The 17,085-nt window shown below is 62.4% G+C and carries 13 protein-coding genes; 9 read left to right on the top strand and 4 right to left on the bottom strand.

Translation table 11 applies throughout. The features are described 5' to 3' along the window. Positions 1 to 158: 158 nt before the first annotated feature. Positions 159 to 2,342, bottom strand: a complete 2,184-nt coding sequence (locus G3T14_RS21150) for an ATP-dependent RecD-like DNA helicase (protein WP_163644506.1) — start codon at positions 2,340 to 2,342, stop codon at positions 159 to 161. A gap of 108 nt (positions 2,343 to 2,450) precedes the next feature. Between G3T14_RS21150 and G3T14_RS21145 the strand changes: the two genes are divergently transcribed. The 7 genes from G3T14_RS21145 (at position 2,451) to G3T14_RS21115 (ending at position 14,394) form a co-directional block, all read left to right on the top strand. Then, a complete protein-coding gene (locus G3T14_RS21145; RefSeq protein WP_163644505.1) occupies positions 2,451 to 2,654 on the top strand; it encodes a plasmid pRiA4b ORF-3 family protein in 204 nt (67 codons plus the stop codon). 523 nt (positions 2,655 to 3,177) lie between these two features. Continuing rightward, entirely contained in the window at positions 3,178 to 4,779 is a 1,602-nt protein-coding gene (locus G3T14_RS21140) for a hypothetical protein (RefSeq protein WP_163644504.1), read from the top strand. A gap of 69 nt (positions 4,780 to 4,848) precedes the next feature. Further along, entirely contained in the window at positions 4,849 to 4,986 is a 138-nt protein-coding gene (locus G3T14_RS21135; protein WP_204262982.1) for a hypothetical protein, read from the top strand. A 430-nt stretch (positions 4,987 to 5,416) separates the two neighbouring features. Next, positions 5,417 to 7,168: a DUF6538 domain-containing protein gene (locus G3T14_RS21130; RefSeq protein ID WP_163644503.1), complete on the top strand. Its 1,752-nt coding sequence runs from the start codon at positions 5,417 to 5,419 to the stop codon at positions 7,166 to 7,168. Positions 7,169 to 7,561: 393 nt separating this feature from the next. After that, positions 7,562 to 11,353, top strand: a complete 3,792-nt coding sequence (locus tag G3T14_RS21125) for an SIR2 family protein (RefSeq protein WP_163644502.1) — start codon at positions 7,562 to 7,564, stop codon at positions 11,351 to 11,353. A gap of 491 nt (positions 11,354 to 11,844) precedes the next feature. Continuing rightward, a complete protein-coding gene (locus G3T14_RS21120) occupies positions 11,845 to 12,615 on the top strand; it encodes a hypothetical protein (protein WP_163644501.1) in 771 nt (256 codons plus the stop codon). A 78-nt stretch (positions 12,616 to 12,693) separates the two neighbouring features. Then, positions 12,694 to 14,394 carry a type IV secretory system conjugative DNA transfer family protein gene (locus tag G3T14_RS21115; RefSeq protein ID WP_163644500.1) on the top strand — a complete coding sequence of 567 codons (1,701 nt, stop codon included), beginning with the start codon at positions 12,694 to 12,696 and terminating at the stop codon, positions 14,392 to 14,394. 4 nt (positions 14,395 to 14,398) lie between these two features. On the opposite strand, the gene G3T14_RS21110 is transcribed toward G3T14_RS21115, so the two are convergent. The 3 genes from G3T14_RS21110 to G3T14_RS21100 form a co-directional block, all read right to left on the bottom strand. After that, complete coding sequence (locus G3T14_RS21110; protein ID WP_163644499.1) at positions 14,399 to 14,659, bottom strand: hypothetical protein; 261 nt, start codon at positions 14,657 to 14,659, stop codon at positions 14,399 to 14,401. 329 nt (positions 14,660 to 14,988) lie between these two features. Beyond that, complete coding sequence (locus tag G3T14_RS21105; protein ID WP_163644498.1) at positions 14,989 to 15,708, bottom strand: hypothetical protein; 720 nt, start codon at positions 15,706 to 15,708, stop codon at positions 14,989 to 14,991. A gap of 4 nt (positions 15,709 to 15,712) precedes the next feature. Further along, entirely contained in the window at positions 15,713 to 16,222 is a 510-nt protein-coding gene (locus G3T14_RS21100; protein ID WP_163644497.1) for a hypothetical protein, read from the bottom strand. Between the two features lie 290 nt (positions 16,223 to 16,512). On the opposite strand from G3T14_RS21100, the gene G3T14_RS21095 reads away from it, so the two are divergent. Then, positions 16,513 to 16,791, top strand: a complete 279-nt coding sequence (locus G3T14_RS21095) for a CopG family transcriptional regulator (protein ID WP_163644496.1) — start codon at positions 16,513 to 16,515, stop codon at positions 16,789 to 16,791. Further along, the coding region (locus G3T14_RS21090) for a relaxase domain-containing protein (RefSeq protein WP_163644495.1) at positions 16,788 to 17,085 on the top strand (298 nt) is incomplete at its 3' end. The genes G3T14_RS21095 and G3T14_RS21090, both read left to right, overlap by 4 nt.

Raw genomic sequence — 17,085 nt, 5'->3', positions numbered from 1 at the left:
TGCCAATCCTCACCCCAGTGTCAGCTTCGTTCTGACCACCTGAGCAATTACAAATTTGCTAACGCCAATCCTTTCAAATTGGTAAAAATCTAAATCAAAATTCGAATTTTGAGTGCCTCTAGTATAAAGCTGACTTAAGCAGCGGTCTAATACACAGATCAAGAGAGCCACTCCCTCAGCTTGGTCCAGCGCGGCTTGACGTTCCCGCCGCGCACCGCGATGGCGATGGCTTTGCGTTGCCCGATTAGCACGACGAGGCGCTTGCCGCGCGTTACGCCGGTGTAGAGCAGGTTGCGCGCCAGCATGGTCCAGTGGCCGGTGATGAGCGGGATGACCACCGCCGGGTATTCTGAGCCCTGCGATTTGTGGATCGTCGTAGCGTAGGCCGGCACAAGGGTGTCGAGTTCGCCGTAGGGATACACGACCTCTCGCCCCTCGAACGTCACGACGACCGCGCCTTCCTCTTCGTCGATGCGCAAGACCGTACCGAGGTCGCCGTTGAACACCTCCCGGTCGTAGTCGTTCTGGCTTTCCATCACACGGTCGCCGGGCGAGAAACGCCAGCCGAAGCGCTCGATTGAGGACGGCGGGTTCGGGTTCAGCACGGCCTGAAGTTCGTGGTTGAGGTTGCGCGCGCCGAGCACTCCACGCTGCATCGGGGTCAACACCTGCACGTCGCGCACGGGATCGAGGCCGTAGCGGGCAGGGATGCGTCGCGTCACCACCTCGATCAGCGTGGCGAGCCCAGCCTCGGGCTCGTCGATCTCGATGAGGTGAAAGTCGCTCTCGCTGCCGCGCGGAGCCGCCTCGGGCATTTTCCCAGAATTGATGCGGTGAGCGTTCACAATGATCCGGCTCTCGGCCGCTTGCCGAAACACCTCCGTCAATCGCGCGACCGGCACACGCTCGGAGCTGATGATGTCGGCCAGAACCTGCCCCGGTCCGACCGAGGGGAGCTGATCGACGTCACCGACGAGTAGCAGCCCAGCATGCGCCGGCACGGCCTTTGTTAGCGCGTTCATTAGTGGCACATCCACCATCGAGGTCTCGTCGATAACAAGGAGGTCGCAATCGAGCGGGTTTGCCTCGTTGCAAGAGAAGCCACCATGCTTGGGATCGATTTCCAAGAGGCGGTGGATGGTTTTGGCCTCCAGCCCGGTCTGTTCGCTCATGCGCTTGGCCGCCCGGCCCGTCGGAGCCGCCAGCATCACGCGCACGCCTTTGGCCATGAGGATGCGCAGGAGCGTGTCGAGCGTCGAGGTTTTCCCCGTTCCCGGCCCGCCGGTGATCACCGCGAGCTTCGCGTTCAGCATCAGGCGCACCGCTTCTGCCTGCGAAGGTGAAAGCACCTTGCCGATCTTCGCTTCGACCCATGGCAGAGCCCTGCCGAGGTCAATCTCGGGCCAAGGCGGGCGACCGGTGACTCGTGCGAGCAGACGCTCGGCGATGATCCGCTCGGCTGCATGCAGACCGCTTAGGAAGATGCAGGCTTTGTCACCGATGATGTCCTGCACCACATCGGCAGTCGCCAACACGTCGATGATTGCAGAACGGATCAGCACGGCTTCGACGTCGAGAAGCGCGGTCGCGAGCTTGACGAGGTCGGCGACGGGAAGGCCGCAGTGGCCTTCGTCGGTGGCGGTCTGCAGTGCGAACGAGATGCCCGCCCGAAGCCGCTGCGGGGCCTCCTTTGTCAGCCCCAGCTTCATCGCGATGGCGTCGGCAGTCTTGAAGCCAATGCCACGGATGTCACGAGCGAGGCGGTAGGGGTCCTCGGTCATGACGGTGATCGCGTCGTACCCGTAGGTCTTGAAGATGCGCACTGCTCGCGCTGTGCCGACGCCATGGGCGTGCAGGAACAGCATGATCTCGCGCACGGCCTTCTGCTCGGCCCAACCAGCCACGATCCGGGCAGCGCGCGTCGGGCCAATGCCAACGACCTCTTTGAGGCGGTCGGGCTCTGCTTCAATGATCTCGAAGGTGGTCACACCGAAGGCCGTGACGATGCGCTTGGCCATGGCGGGGCCGATGCCGCGCATGTAGCCGGACGCAAGATACTTCTCGATGCCCTCCACCCCGGTCGGCGGCGTTACCTTCAGGGTCTCGGCCTTGAACTGGAGGCCGTGCTGACGGTCGGTGATCCAGAGGCCGGTCGCCGTCACCCACTCGCCTGCGCCGATGGCGGGTGCGTGCCCGATGACGGTGATCAGATCGCGCTTGCCGCGTGCTTGCACCTTGAGCACGCAGAAGCCGCTTTCGGCGTTGTGGAACGTTACGCGCTCAACCGTGCCGGCGAGCGTCTCCTTCGGCGGGGCAGCGTGAGTTGGGGGCCTTGCATTCACGAAGGCATCAGCTTCAAAGTACTCCCTCGGCAAGGACCCGGAGGATTGATCTGATATGGAGATCGATGAATCAATCGGAGAGTCCAACCATCAATGTGAACCGCTGTGATGGCCGAGTTGCCCGAAATTGCACAGATCGCCCGGCTGCACATCAGCTTAGAGGACATCGAGCCTGCGATCTGGCGGCAGGTCGAGGTTCCGCTGACCTCGACGCTCAAGGCGCTCCATGACGTGATCCAATCGGTCTTCTGGCGGGCTAACACCTGCACATCTTCGAATTGGGCGAGGAGCGCTACGGGGTGGGCGGTTTAGGCTGAGGTGAGCACGGCTTGGCCAGTCCGAGATGCCCGTGAGCCTCAGCGGGCGTCATCTGCCGAATGGTTTCCTCTGCAAAGCCAAGCTCACGCAGCTCTGCCCGTTGCCGGGTTGTGATCATCAACGAGACGGCAGGCGCTGACGCAGGCACGTTGGCCTCACCGCCCGTCTGGACATGTTCGGCTGCATGTAGGCGATTGAGGAACGCTTCCTCTGCCATCGCCTGATCGATGAGCGCTCGGACATAATCGTCAGTCCCTACCATCAGCAGCTTTTCTTCTTCCTGTGCGGATTTACCGTCTCTTCAGAACGACTGACCGGGATGGTAGGCCCGAAATGGCGATCCGCCGAGCGGTCGAGTCGCCTGCTGCACCAGCGCCTTTGACATGCCCATTCGAACCACCCTTTTCGAAATGAGTGCCTTCGAATCTTATCGACAGCGGCACCGTAACGTCCGAGCATAAATCGCCCTGCTGACCGATGTTGTTGCAAGGGATTGTAGGTTGGAGCCTCCTTGCCGATGCCGGTGAAGAAAGTCACGCCCAGAGCCGGTCTTCTCCAGCTTGCCAAACTCGTCGCCGGCGATTTGCGACGTGGCGAAGCCAGTCTGGGCCTGCAGACAATCGGTGCTGCGCTCTCTGACAACCCTGAGACCGTGCTTGTTGCTCTCGACCTCCTTTTTGCGGAGGTGCGCAAGAAACGTCGGAATGATGATCTGTGCGACGCTTTCATCTTCATGATTGGAGAGGCGCTGAACGAAGTCAGGATGGCGCTCGAATCCAACCCTGATGGGTCCGGCCTCCAGCTTGTCACGGAAGTCCGCCAGAAGCTGACTGAGGCGGCCCACAGCGACAGCCTGCCGCCCGCACTCCTGATGGCCCTCGCCCAACAATTTGCGACCGCAAAGTTTGATCTCGGCGATGAACTGCGCGCAGGTTTGGCGGCCGCGTCCGAGCGGATGTCGGCACAGAGCACTGGTATCGGCCCCGAAGACATCACCGGCCACTATGCAGCCATGGCCGAAGCGCTCGGCCACGACCCCTTCCTCATCCACGAACAGCTCTCCCAGCAACTCGCCGTGTTTCCGGATGAGCAGCGCATCGTGATCATCGGCTCGTTCATCACCTCCGAGGTGCCGTCGATGCGTGAGGCCGCGCTTGGTTGGCTGCTCGACCCGAGCCCGTCTGTTGCCAAGCAGGTGGCGCAAGGAATCGCGGCGGCCGCTAAACAGGGGCAGCTCTCGGCCGAAAGCGCGGAGCGTATCGTGTTGATGCGACCGTGGCTTGAAGAAGGGGTGCAAGCGATCCTCGATGCGGCCGTTCGTGCCTGCCGTCAGCGCGGCCTGCGACCTGCGGCCAAGCCGGTAGTCCAGATCGGGACGGTCATCGCTTCAGGTTGCGATGGAGCAGGCGCACAGAGCGTCTTCGTGGTCCTCAAACGCGGGCGCAAGCTGGCCCTAGCCTCGCTCCTCGTGAAGCAGGGCTTCGGGGTGCGGGACGCTTGGATCCGCGAAGACCTCAGCCGGCGCGAGGCCGATCAATTTCTTGCCGAGGCCGGACGCCAAATCGATACGTTCGATGCCTCACCCGAGATCGTGCAGGCGATCATCGCTCACCGCCTCGCGGACAACCTCGACAAGCATAAACCGCCGCCTTTCGGTCTGGTGCAGTTTCTTGAAGCAGTTAGCCCGGTTCAAGTCCGGCCCCGCAGAGTAGCGACCGCATCGCTCATCGAGCAGCTTCTCGACGGCGTCCCATCCGAGCGGCAGTCGGCAAAGGCCATTGCGGCTGCGCTCGCCGATTCGAAGCTCTGGCCGAGGGAGTATGCCTTTCTCCAATCGTGGTTCGAGCACAGCGAGGCGGTATCGGCCATCGCCGGCGCAAAGGGGACCAAGAAGCAGCGGGAGGAGGCTGTACTGCGGGACATCCTCTCACACCGGCGGGCTCGTTGGGCTGAACTTCTGGCTTGGACGGCTAAGGCGGCCGAGGACGAGGTTGAGGGCGAAGAGCGCATCGATTTCGCGCTGGTCGCCCGTGAGCTTCTCGGTGACCGCCCACTCTCCGAGATTCCGCTCGCAATCTGGATCGCCAAAAACACGGTTGCGGCATCGACGAGTTATTAGCCGCAAACTTCCTGCTATGCGTTCGGCAGATCACCCGCCTACCTCACCGCGAGCACCGAGCACCAAGCCATGCTGGCGTGGCACGGTGGTCCATACGATCCCGACGACATGGGCGAAGCTGAGATCGTTGCCGCGCTCGGCAAGCTGGCACGGCGGCGCACGCTCGGTCGAGCGGCCTATTTCAAGAGCGCGGGACGGCAGAAATGAAGTTTGTACCCAGCGCCATTGTCCAACGACGTTCGGGACGATCCACCACGAGCCACTTCAACATGTGGGCTAAAACGAGGGCCGGGGATTTCTACGAGCCCAAAAAGCCGTTTATAATCACCTATTTAGGTGAAATAAGTGGCGGAGACGGAAGGATTCGAACCCTCGCCATTCCGATGGGTGAGCCGGTTCAGGCTGCTTAATTACTTTTGTCGCCCTCAGCTGATTGCGGTGTCCGCGACTGGCTCGCCGAGAGCACGCATGGGCAAGCTTGGATTCACCTCAAAATCTCAATAACATACGTGTTCGCAGTTATATTCGAGCTGGCGCGCCAATCGGCCTTTGGGCTGCCTCAAGTCCTTGTTTGTCAACGTTTGCACGCCCTTCGGCCCGCTTGCACCGGCGCCGAATGCATAACATTGTGCATAACATGGCTGACCCGGACGTGCCGATCTCCAACCACCTGACCATGCGTAACGGCATCTGCCAGTACGTCAGACGCGTGCCCGAAGACGTTCGCGACTCCTTTCCGTTCGAGCGTATCCAGAAGTCCCTGGGCACCCGCGACAAGCGCAAGGCGCGCGCTGAGGCACTGACCCTCGATCAGGTCTGGGATTCGCAGTTCTCGGAGGCTCGGTGCCGCAAGGGGCTATCGGTAGACGCCGATGGTCCCGCATCGCTCGGTACCGAGGGATGGGTCTGGCCGGACTGGCAGGCGCTCGCCTCTTGGTTCGGCGCGAGTTTGGCGGAAGAGGATTGGCGGGCCCGTCTCGGATCCGTCACCGGCGTCGCCCTCGGCGCCGAGCCTGATCTCTCACGCCTGCCCTGGCGCTCGCCCCAGGTCGTCAAGGAGCACATGGCACGCGGTCGAACCCTACGCTCCAGCACGGTGGCGGACTACGCCGAGACAAGGGTCACCTTCGTCCAGAGCTACGTGCGCAGGCTTGGCATCAGCCTCAGCCGAACCACTACCGAGTTCGATAGGTTCATGGCAGCCTGCCTCACGGCCGAGCTTGCCTATCTCGACGTGTTCCAGCGTCGGGAGGGCCGGCGCGGTGGTCTCGACCAGCCGCATCCCGACACGATCACCGGACCCTGGAGACCGGCCCCGAGGGCGGAACCGGAGCGTCAAGGCGAGCCGCAGGCGTCACCGCCTATCGCCAGCGCAGCAGTGGGCAAGTCCCTCGCCGATTGCCGAGCCAAATGGGTAGAGAACCGGACCAAGACCAAGAAGCAGGTGCGCCCGGACTACCTGCGCGAGATGGATCACACCACCGTCGCCTTCGAGGCGCATTCCGGCATCAGCGATATCGGACTGATCCGGCGTCGGCACCTGCTCGCCTATCGCGACCATCTCGGCACCAGCACCGCCTACAAAGTCGCGACCATCAACAAGAAAATTGGCTTCGTCTCCGGCTTAATGTCGACGGCGCTCAATGCCGGCTGGATCGAGACCGGCCTCGGACCGGACCTGTTCCTGGAGGTGCCAGAGGACGAGGATCAGCGTGAGCCCTATGGCGAGGCGGAGGTAGCCAAGATCTTTGCCCATCCGGTCTTCATCAACGGCTACCGCTTCACGCAGGCGAAAGCCTGCGGCGAGCTGCAATTCTGGTTGCCGCTTCTCGCCTGCCTGCAAGGAATGATCTCTTCTGAGATCGTGCAGATCGGCCCGGACAACGTCGGACCTCATCCGGATCATCCCGAGATCCTGTGCATCACCGTCACCAATGCCGGTGACCGCCGGGTCAAGACGTTGGCACGGCGACGTTGGGTACCGGTCCGACGCGAACTAATCGAGCTTGGCTTCCTGCATCTCGTCGAGGCTGCACGACGCGAGAACCGTCGCTGGCTCTGGAGTGCGATGGAGGCGCAGAATGGCGATGTCACCCGCGTATCGGGGTACTTCTCGTCTTTCTGGGCGTCCTTCAGCCGGGACGACCTTGAGATCGTGTCGGAGGGAACGAGCCTGTACTCGTTCCGGCACGGGTTCCAGGATCGGCTCGCAAAGGCAGGCTACGGCGACGAGATCAAGAAGGGACTGATGGGTCACGCAGAGAGCGGCATGACAGGCCGTTACGGCACTAAGAAAAAGCCTCGCGTCGTCAACATTCTCGACCTCAACGCGGCCTTGCAGAGTTTGCCTTGGCTAATTCTTGAAGGAGTTAGGTTCTCAAATAGTTAGACCAATGTATCAACTTGGTGGAGGAAGGAGGAGAATCCGCCGCATTTTTCGTAATCAGGCTGTTCGCCCTCTCGCGAACATTCCGCACACCATTCTTGGCTACGTTGACGTGTACAATACCGATCAGAGCACTTTCTTCAAGGCTGGGTGGCGCCTTAGCTCATGTGTTGTCGTGAACGTCCGTCCTGGGGGGGGCTTACTTTCAGTTCAATTCTGGGTAGAAAATCGGCGAAACGGTTATCCGATTTCGACCGATGATGACCCTTTTCTGCCATCCGGAAGGTCTGCTTGCTGGCGACTCGGTTAGCCTCGAATGCACGGGTCTGGCCGAAAGCGACATGTTTGCTTCGACCAAGCTGCAAAAGCATCGCCGCTGCGTTATGTCTCAAACCCATGCGATTTACGGCAAACGGCCCTTCCATCCCCGACGAGCTACTCATCGCGCGGGATGCCGGCGACGTCATCCTCTTCTGCGGCGCCGGGGTAAGCCAGCAAGAGGCGGGCTTGCCGAGCTTCGCCGGGCTCGGACGCGAGGTGATCCGCCTTCTCGGCGCCGCGAAGGACAGCAGAGCCCGCCTCCTGCTTGAACAGGCGCTCGCCCTAGCTCCCATGCCGGGCGTGGGAGGCCTCGTGGCGACCGACCGGGTATTCGGCCTTCTCGAGCGCGAGTTCGAAGTTTCCGACATACGTGCGGCCGTGTCGGAAGCTATCCGCCCGCGCCCCGATGCCGGCCTAGGCGCCCATCGCGCACTGCTCGACCTTGCGACCGCCCGCAGCACAACCCGTCTCGTGACGACGAATTTCGACCTCCTGTTTGAGTCGTGCGATCCGACCCTGCTCAGCTCCGGGCCACCGAACTTACCGGATCCGCGTAGCGACCACGATTTCCGGGGCGTCGTGCACCTGCATGGCCGCGTTGACGAGGGCTACAGGACGGCTCAGGACGACGAGTTCGTCGTTTCCAGCGCCGATTTCGGGCGAGCCTATCTCTCGCTCGGTTGGGCGACGCGGTTCATCCAAGCGCTGCTGTCGCGGTTTCAGATCCTATTCGTTGGCTACACCGCCGATGACCCGCCGGTGCAGTACCTACTGGAAGGGCTCAACCTGAGGGCCGGCACCCGTAACCGGCTCTACGCGCTTCAGCATGGCGACGAGCGTTCCGCCGTGGCGCTCTGGGAGCACCGCGGCGTCCAGGCGATCCCTTTTGACGACTTCGGAGGCCTTTGGGAAACGCTGGGGGCCTGGGCAGCACGCGCCCGCGATGGGCGGGGATGGCACGAGGCGACGTTCAACAGGGCGGCTTCCGGGCCCAAGGGGCTGCTCCCCCATGAGCGTGGGCAGGTCGCTCACGTTCTTTCGACAGCCGAAGGCGTTCGCCGCGTCGTCTTGGCGGCAAAACCATTAGATGCGGAATGGCTTCTCGTCGCCGATCCTTCGCAGCGCTACGCGCACCCGGGGGGAAGCATTCCAACCGACGACGGCGAGCCACCCTTCGACCCCTTCGATGCGCTCGGCCTCGATGACGATCCGCCGCCGGCGCCACCGGACCCGGAAAACTTCCGGCGCGAACGGCCGGCACCTGCGAACGCCATCGACCTCCTCCGATCGAACACCCTCGACCGCGAGCAAGGTGTGCGAAACTCCGTCGTTTCGCTCGCAGGGCGAACGGGCGGGTTCGGTGCCGACCTGCCGCCCCGGCTGCAGGGGATCGGGGTGTGGCTCCGACAAGTGGCGCACCAGCCCGTTGCCCTGTGGTGGGCAGCGCACCAGCCGTGGCTGCATCCGGCGGTGCTGGAAGGTATCGAGAACGCCCTTCTGCACGACGGAGGGCGCTTTCCCCCGCCCATCCTGCGCGGTTGGCGCATGCTGATCGCTGCTCGGGCCGATCGAAGGCCCAATCCGATGATGCTGAAGTACGACATCGAACGCCGGGCGAAACAGGAAGGGTGGAACGCCTCGCTGGTACGGGAGCTTGCCGCCCTCTATCGCCCGCGGCTTACGGCGCAGGCGGCCTACGGCCTCCCGCACCCAATGGCCTGGGATCCTAAGGATCAAACCGGAAACGTCATCCTCGTCGACGTCGACTATCCGCACCCGCACGAGGGCATCGATGTTCCCGATACATGGCTTGCGTACGCGGTCTCGTGCTTTCGGGGCAATCTCGATCTATCGATAGCTCTCGAGGAGGAGATCTCCGGGACGGACGACCTGCATATGCAGACCAGCCGCGGGCCGGATGGCGGCCCCGATCCCTCGGACGACAGCTACGGCATCACGGGGCCTGTCGTGCGCCTTCAGAGACTGATGGCCCGTCTGGCAACCGTCGATCCTGAGGCGGCGAGGGAGCAGTTCCGTTCCTGGCCGACCCGCGACGAATACGTCTTCGCGCGGCTCCGCATCTGGGCAGCGGGCGCGGGCCTGCTGGACGGAAGGGCGGCGGGCGCCGTCTTTAGATCGCTGCCTGATCGAGCGTTCTGGGGTTCCACTCACGAGCGCGACCTCCTGTATGCCCTACGCGACCGCTGGCGGGACCTTTCGGACGCTGACCGAAGCGTCATGGAGGAGCGTCTCCTACGGGGCTCCTACCCATGGGACACCGCCGTGCCAGGCAGGGAAGTCGAGCTGGCGGCGTACGATCGGCTGAATCGGTTGCATTGGCTGTCCACCCAGGGGGTGAAGTTCAACTTCAACGTGGGCGGGGCGATGGACGCGCAACGGCTCGCCGCGCCACAGTGGACGATGCAGATGGGAGACAGGGCGGCCGACTCGAATGAGCCGCAGGTGTTCTCCATCGAACGCGACACAGGGCCGGATCCTCTCGACGGAGTCCCCATCGGCGACATTCTGCGCCGGTCGGCGGAGCTTCGGGAAACAAACTTCGCGGAGCGGACCGAGCGCGATCCGTTCCGAGGCCTTGCCGCTTCGAAGCCCGTCCGAGCTCTCGCCGCCCTTGCCCATGCCGCCCGTTCCGGCGAGGCACCCAGATGGGCCTGGTCCGCCTTCCTGGGCACAGAGAACCGGCCCTCGGACCCGCCTCGCCGCGTCCGCTCGATCGCGGCACGTTTGTGTACCCTGCCGCCATCGGGGCTCCACGAGATCGCCTACCCGGTTTCCGTATGGATGGAGGCGGTAGGGGAGCGCTTCTTCGAAGATGTGGCGGATGCTCTACCCAGTCTATGGCGGGCCTTGATGGCCGCTCTCCGCCCGGAAGACGGGGATGGTCGGCGCAGGCTGCATCGGTCCTGGGCGATGGAGGCGCTGAATGCCCCAGTCGGCAAGCTGTACGGCTTGGCGATAAAGGACCCCGCGACGAAAGAGCTGAAAGCCGGCGCGGGCTTCCCTTCCTATTGGACAACTCGGCTCGACGACCTCCTGGCGCTACCCGGTGACTTACGCCGGCACGCGCTGGTCATGCTCGGATATCAGGTCACCTGGCTCTTCACCATCGATCGGGATTGGACCGAGGGGTGGATGCTTCCGCTCGTGGACGACGACGGTCCGGATAGCGACGCCCTCTGGGAGGGTCTGCTCTGGGCCGCTCATGTACCGCCGCGTCCGCTCTACGGACTGCTCAAGAAAGCTTTGCTGGAACGCGCCATCCGTGATGGCGGTAGCGATCGGATGGACAGGACCACGATAGTTGCGGGTTTCCTGCTCGCCGGTTGGGGCAGCACCGACGATGACGGCACGCCTCTCGTCCTGGACGATGAGCTGCGCGAGACCCTGATCCATGCCAGCAACGAATTCCGCCGACGGCTCTTATGGCAACTTGAGCGATGGTGTACGGAGCCCGAGGCGCCCTGGCGAGACAAGGTGGGGCCCTTCTTTGAGCGGGTTTGGCCGAAGCAGCGGGCTCTGCATACGCCCGAGATGTCCAGCCAGTTGGCGAACTTCGCGCTCGTGAGTGGCGATCTCATGCCGAGGGTCGTCGCGTCGATCCTGCCGAGGCTGGTGCCGATGCGGGATGCGACACTGCGCTTGGATACCGGGAACCGCACCGGCGAGAGAACGCCGGCGCACGACCACCCGGGCCCGCTTCTCGACCTGCTCTGGGCAGTCCTCGGCGAGGATGCGTCGCTGTGGCCCTACCGGGTCGAGCATTCGCTCGAAGGGCTGGCCCAAGCTCCCGAAACGGCAGCGGATCCAAGGCTTTCCGAGCTTCGTCGGCGCCTGGAGCTGAGGTAGCGAACAACCTGATTGCATTGAGTGCCGAACCGAAGGTCTGCTTCCTGGCCGCAGGACGATGTCCGGTAGTGGCGCATTGCTGACCTGTAACGTTCGCTGATACGGCGCACCCCCACGCGCCACTGATCCCTTATGTCACGGCAAATCCTTGCACGTTCACTATTGGGCGATGTGCGCTCGCGTTGACGAACCTTTGTAAAAGTGGGTTTGGGTCGCGGTGGTGCGGGCAGTGATCCAGCGATCTTGAGGCATCGAGCATCCCGCCAAGATGAAGGCCGTCCGGGATCGACAGCAAGGATGGTCCGAGACGGTACCGTGATGCCCTTATTCGCCACGCGGAACCACGTCTGAATGACCCACTACCACCGAAACGCAGATGTATCGAATTTCAGATTTTTTACAATAAATTTCCCATCTAAAACAAAGCGCCTCGCATTTTTAGAAATCCTTAAGTGGGAGCATGTGCAAACTCTTTGATAAAGGGGAACAAAATGCGTAGATATATTCTAATCGATCCAGAATTCAAATCCGTTAGCTATCTAGGTATGTTTGAAAATTCATTTTCTTCGTATTTAAAAAAATCAATTGATACAGATACAAAATTAGATAATGATGATCAAATATTTAAAATATCCAATACGCAAGACGCAGAGTTTTTTTCGGTACGCGATAGCGGGCCAATACAAGGGCGCAGCCTTATCGTTGGAGCTAATTGGTCCGATACAAAAAGCTTCGTTGAACAAATTGAACCCTTAGTCAATTTTAGTTGGTCAAAGGACGGCCAAGGTAGGCCAAAGCGCGACGAAATGGGATTCGCCGATCTCGAATTTCGTCCCGAGAGTGAGCGCAATAGCGAACTCGTAGAAGTAGGTCGTTACACAGGTGTTCCGGCGGAGTTCAATGGCAGCCTTCAAATCTCCAGTGAATTAATGACACTAGGTGATGAACGATTACTCGCTTTTACCGACGGGCATAATCAACGGCCATATCCATTTCTTATGATTGATCTAAAAAATAAAAGGGTCGACTTTAGTACCTTAAAAGAAGAACTTAACTGGACCTTGATCGGTAGTGAGAGACGCTTATATCTAAAAATTCCTCTCGGTCTATCCGCTGATAGGTTTCGGCTCGCATTTTGCGATAACTCGGAATTGATGTCTTCACTTACCTCAATTGTCGCAACGGCGGAAAGCGGCATTACAACCTTAACAAATTCTTATAATTTGCTGCAAAAGAGCTTTATAAAAACTTGTCAGAGATAGTATATGTTAAAAATTTATTAGGCAATATTACAAAATGATAATATTAACAATTAATATAAAGAAGGTAATATTTATTTTATGCGTCATGTCAAGCTCGGTAGGCTCTCCGTATGTATTGCTATAATCATTCTTGCGTCGCTTGCAGTTGGCTATCCTGCGGCCTTCATAGCGACGCACGGAATCGATCCGATAGGCTGGCCGGCGGTGCCGGGAACGCCGGGCGCTTGGTTTTCGCCGGAAGGCGCCACCATAGCTGAGAAGGGGGCGTTCTTCGTCCAGCAAGCTGGTAAAACTTACCTTAACATGCTGCTTAGCCGCTCGGCCGGCCTCCCTGGCGGCGGTCGGCTCTCGATGGCCTTGATCGTCGCCGCAGCGGCAATGGCGATTACTATCGTGCTGATGAGCGGCAAGCTCGTACCGCTCCGGCATCGATCGAAGCGCTACGGCGATGCCAAATGGGCGGGTCCCAAAGACTTCGCCACGATGCGCAAGGGCCTGGAGCTCGGCATCGATCCGGACACGGGCCGGACGGTCCGGATCCAGGTCGAGGGCAACTTGGTGACCATCGCGCCGCCGAGATCCGGCAAAACATCTGGCCTGATCCTGCCGAACCTCATCCTACCGGAATTCGGCGCCTGGGCCGGACCCGTCGTCGTTGTCGACCCGAAAGGCGATGTCGTGAGGGCGGTACGCCGCCGCCGTGAGGTGCTCGGGCGCAAGGTCCGGTGTATCGATCCCGTTGGGATTGCAAGCGGCCATGATCGATGGAACCCGCTGCTCAACCGCAAAGCTGGAGACGTTCTCTATCTGCAGAGCATGGCCAGAGCGCTCCTGCCCGACCGGGTGCAATCCTCGGATGGAGGCGAGTTCTTCAAGGACCGCGCCGTTTCGGTCGTGGTCGCGGCGCTGAGCGTGTCGATCCGCGAGGGTCGCAACGACGTCATCGAAGCCGCCGAGCTGATTCGCGACCCCGAACGCCTGCTCGCCGCTCTCGATGGGCGAACAGATGCCGCTTCACGCGATGCAATTGGGATCCTGAACTCGTCCGATGATCGCTCACGCGGGGCTATCCTGGCCACGGCCGCGCAGGTGTTCAGTTGGGCTCTCGACGAGCGCATGCAGAAGGTGGTCACCGAGCACACCTTCGAGCTGAGCGATCTCTGCCGCGGCGACACGGACCTCTACATCGTCCTGCCGGCTGACAAACGCCGCGATATCCTTGCCCCGTTCGTCAGATGGTTGCTCGCCGACCTATTTGCTGCCGTCCGCGACACACGCGCCTCCCAACGGATCGTGACGATTATCGACGAGGCGGCCGTGCTCGGGTCCTTCGATGCGATCCTGCGCGGGGTCGGCGAGTTGCCGGGCTACGGGATGTCGTTGTGGACATTCTGGCAGGCCCGTTCGCAGATCGAGGAGCATTATGGGCGCACCGGCACCGACACGATTATCGGCACGGCCGAGGCCTTGATGCTGTTCAACCTCTCGGCTGCGCAAGGCGAGGAGCGCCAGTATTGGTCGGATACGTTTGGGACCTATACCGGCGTCGATCCGCGTCCGGGTCGAAACGGCGGCCCGGACATCCTCGACGTTCCGGTCGCCGTGGCGCTGGTGCCGCCATCAGAGCTGGCGGCCCTGACGCAGGATCATTCGATCGTCTTCCTGAACTCAAGCCGCTACACCACCGACCCGCTCAAGCTGCGCAAGACCAAGTACGACGATCTGCGGTTTACCGGCCTGCTGGATGGGCAGGAGCCCGTCGGACCGACCCGGTCGTAACCGGTCAGCGCACGAAGCGCAGGGCGGCCCTCGGCACGGCCGCCGTGGCATAGCCAAGCCGCGGGTACCAGAGCCCGATCACCGGATCGGCTGCGGTTGCGTCGAACACCGTCACGGTCGACCCCTTCGACAGCGTGACGTAGTCTTCCCGCCCGTTCGGAAGCCTGAAGGCGAAGAGGCCCTTGTCGGTCATCGTGGCCAACGGCCGCGTGTTCTGCCAGGACAGGGCCAACCAAGGACCGCCGACGACGATCAGGCCGATCATCAGCGGCGACAGGACAGCCCGGATCAGACCAGATCGTAACCGACGCGCAAATTGTCCGCGCCGCCAGAGACGGGGGAACTGGATTCGGCGTCGTTCCGGCACAAGGCTCGCCTCAAGCGAGGAACACAGCGTGACGCGGTCTGCCGGAAGGAGGCCGGGATCTTCGATGTGGCGGAGACGCTCGGCCGGGGCCAGTGCAAGGTACGCGTCCAAGAGCTGCGCACTCACGTCCGTGACGGATCGCTCATCCACGGCTGCCTCCGCCTGGGCCTGCCTGAGTGCCGAGGCTGGGGTCTGGACCGCCGGGTTGGGCACGGGCTCGGGAGGTCTCATCCGACGAGCCACTCGGAGGCCGGCATGACGGCCGCCATCGCCTCGGCCCGGAAGCGCGATAGATCACGGCGGATCCGGGAGCCGAGGGCCAGGCCATGGCGCTGATTGAGCTTGGCCGCATCGAGCTGCGGGATCGAAGCGAGGCCTCCGGCCTGCAGGATCTCGACCGCCTTCTCTTCCATGACCTGCTCGGCCAACATCGTCACCGTCGTGCCGGCGCCGAGCTTCGCGAGGGTCTTGGGATCGACCTCGCCGCGAAGGCGATTCTCGAGGATGAAGCGGGCCGAGACGAAGGGCTCGGCAAGCATGAGCAGGCGCGGCGCTTCGGAGAGCGCACCCGGCTCGGCCGTCACCAGGACGAGCACGCCGAGTTCGACACCGGCCTCCTTCAGGTCCGGTGCAAGGTCGGCGAGCAGGGCGAGCAGGCTCGCCGAGGTGTTGGCGCCGACATCGACGATGGTCGGCAGCGAGGCGGTGGTCATCGCGGTGATGACGGGATCAAACTCGGCTCTAGCCGCACGTCCTCCGGTCCGCTCGATGGCGGCGCGCTCGGCGCGCATCGGGAAGAACGTCACGCGGTCCTTGAGTTCGAGGAGCCGCTGCGACGCGTCGACCTCGATCAGCGGCGCGCCGGGGACGGCTTCGGCCAGCGCTCGCGCGACGATCGACTTGCCGACGCCACCCTTGTCTTGGACCACGAGGAGAATGCGGGGCATGGGCTCAGTCCTTCTTGGAAAGGGATGGCTTCAGGAGATCCTGGAGCTTGTCGAGGTTCTCGCGCCGGATCGCTTCCTCGCTCGCAGATGCGTCGATGGCAGGCGGGTCGTGCGAGGAAGCCGATGAGACGAGGTCGGCGGACAGGCTGAGGCGACGCTCAGGCCCGTGCGGCGCCCGTTGGGGAAGGTCGAGCCGGGACTGCCGGGTCGCCGCTCTGGCCGCGTCCCGCTTGGCCTGACGGCGGACGCTGGAGATCACCCCGGTGAGGTCGGTGTCGGTGAGCGGGCGTCCGTCGGCGGTCTTGTAGCCCTGCGCCGTCAGACCGGCGGCGATCTCTTTCCAGGTGCTGCCGCCAGCCTGAAGGGCCACCAGGGCGTCGAGGTTCTCGCGGACGAGCGCCATCAGCCCAGTAACGGGGCGGCCGCCGGGGGCGAGCTTAGGACCACGGGCATCAGCCGCGAGGACAAGCTCGCGTTCGAGACGGCGCAGGTCGAGGCGGGGCGGCTTCAGCATGGCCCATGCCTAGCGGAACACCGATTACGGCCGCGTATGGCCGAGGCGGCGAAAGCGGCACGACGCGGTAAGGAAACGTTAGGGTACGGCCGCCTGCGGCTGGCCACGGTAGAGGTACGGTCGACTACGGCCGGCTTACGGTAAGAACCACGGTAAAGGGAGGGGTATCACACCACACGCACTAAAGCTGCCGAACGTTAACCATGGCGTCGCCGGACGGCATCTGATGGTTGCCCAGCCCTTCCGAACCCGCCACGATCGGTGAGGACGACACCACGATGGGATCTCGCATGGCCGCCCCCCAGACCTTGACGATCAGCCTCGACCCCGGTCTCGCCGACCGCCTCGCAGCCGCGACCAAGCAGTCGGGTCTGACCGCGTCCGATCTCGTGGTCCGAGCGCTAACCGATCACCTCGACGGCGTCACCGCCTACGGCCGGATCACCGACGAGGTGAACGCGGTGAAGGATCACATCGCGACGCTCGCTGGTCTCATCGGTGAAGCCCTGGCGGAACCGCCCCCGGGGGCGGCGGAGGCGATCTGTCGGTACAAGCCCGGGTCGGCATGACCGCCAGCCTGCATACCCTCGGCGCAGGCGCATCAGCAGGGGCCTACTATACCCAAGACCCCTACCGCGAGACTCAGAACCGCGACGAGTATTACGCCAAGGACGGCGGCGGCCAGTGGTGGACCAGCGGAGAAAGCGTGGTGCGTGATGGCGCGGCGGTCGATCTCGCGAGCTTCCGCGATCTCTGCGCCGGCCGCGATCCAAGAACGGGGCGCTCCCTCGTGCGCGGCGCCGGCGAGGGACATCGTGCCGGATGGGACGTGACTCTGACGAGCCCAAAAAGTTTTTCGCTGC

It is taken from the genome of Methylobacterium sp. BTF04 (assembly GCF_010692745.1).
GTDB lineage: Bacteria > Pseudomonadota > Alphaproteobacteria > Rhizobiales > Beijerinckiaceae > Methylobacterium.
This window is presented reverse-complemented; position numbering and strand designations above follow the sequence as displayed.

Bases quoted from the DNA above. Each gene is read 5' to 3' on its own strand.
- G3T14_RS21145 (WP_163644505.1), top strand. From the start codon at position 2,451: ATGGCCGAGTTGCCCGAAATTGCACAGATCGCCCGGCTGCACATCAGC.
- G3T14_RS21140 (WP_163644504.1), top strand. From the start codon at position 3,178: ATGCCGGTGAAGAAAGTCACGCCCAGAGCCGGTCTTCTCCAGCTTGCC.
- G3T14_RS21135 (WP_204262982.1), top strand. From the start codon at position 4,849: ATGCTGGCGTGGCACGGTGGTCCATACGATCCCGACGACATGGGCGAA.
- G3T14_RS21130 (WP_163644503.1), top strand. From the start codon at position 5,417: ATGGCTGACCCGGACGTGCCGATCTCCAACCACCTGACCATGCGTAAC.
- G3T14_RS21125 (WP_163644502.1), top strand. From the start codon at position 7,562: ATGCGATTTACGGCAAACGGCCCTTCCATCCCCGACGAGCTACTCATC.
- G3T14_RS21120 (WP_163644501.1), top strand. From the start codon at position 11,845: ATGCGTAGATATATTCTAATCGATCCAGAATTCAAATCCGTTAGCTAT.
- G3T14_RS21115 (WP_163644500.1), top strand. From the start codon at position 12,694: ATGCGTCATGTCAAGCTCGGTAGGCTCTCCGTATGTATTGCTATAATC.
- G3T14_RS21110 (WP_163644499.1), bottom strand. From the start codon at position 14,659: ATGATCGGCCTGATCGTCGTCGGCGGTCCTTGGTTGGCCCTGTCCTGG.
- G3T14_RS21105 (WP_163644498.1), bottom strand. From the start codon at position 15,708: ATGCCCCGCATTCTCCTCGTGGTCCAAGACAAGGGTGGCGTCGGCAAG.
- G3T14_RS21100 (WP_163644497.1), bottom strand. From the start codon at position 16,222: ATGCTGAAGCCGCCCCGCCTCGACCTGCGCCGTCTCGAACGCGAGCTT.
- G3T14_RS21095 (WP_163644496.1), top strand. From the start codon at position 16,513: ATGGCCGCCCCCCAGACCTTGACGATCAGCCTCGACCCCGGTCTCGCC.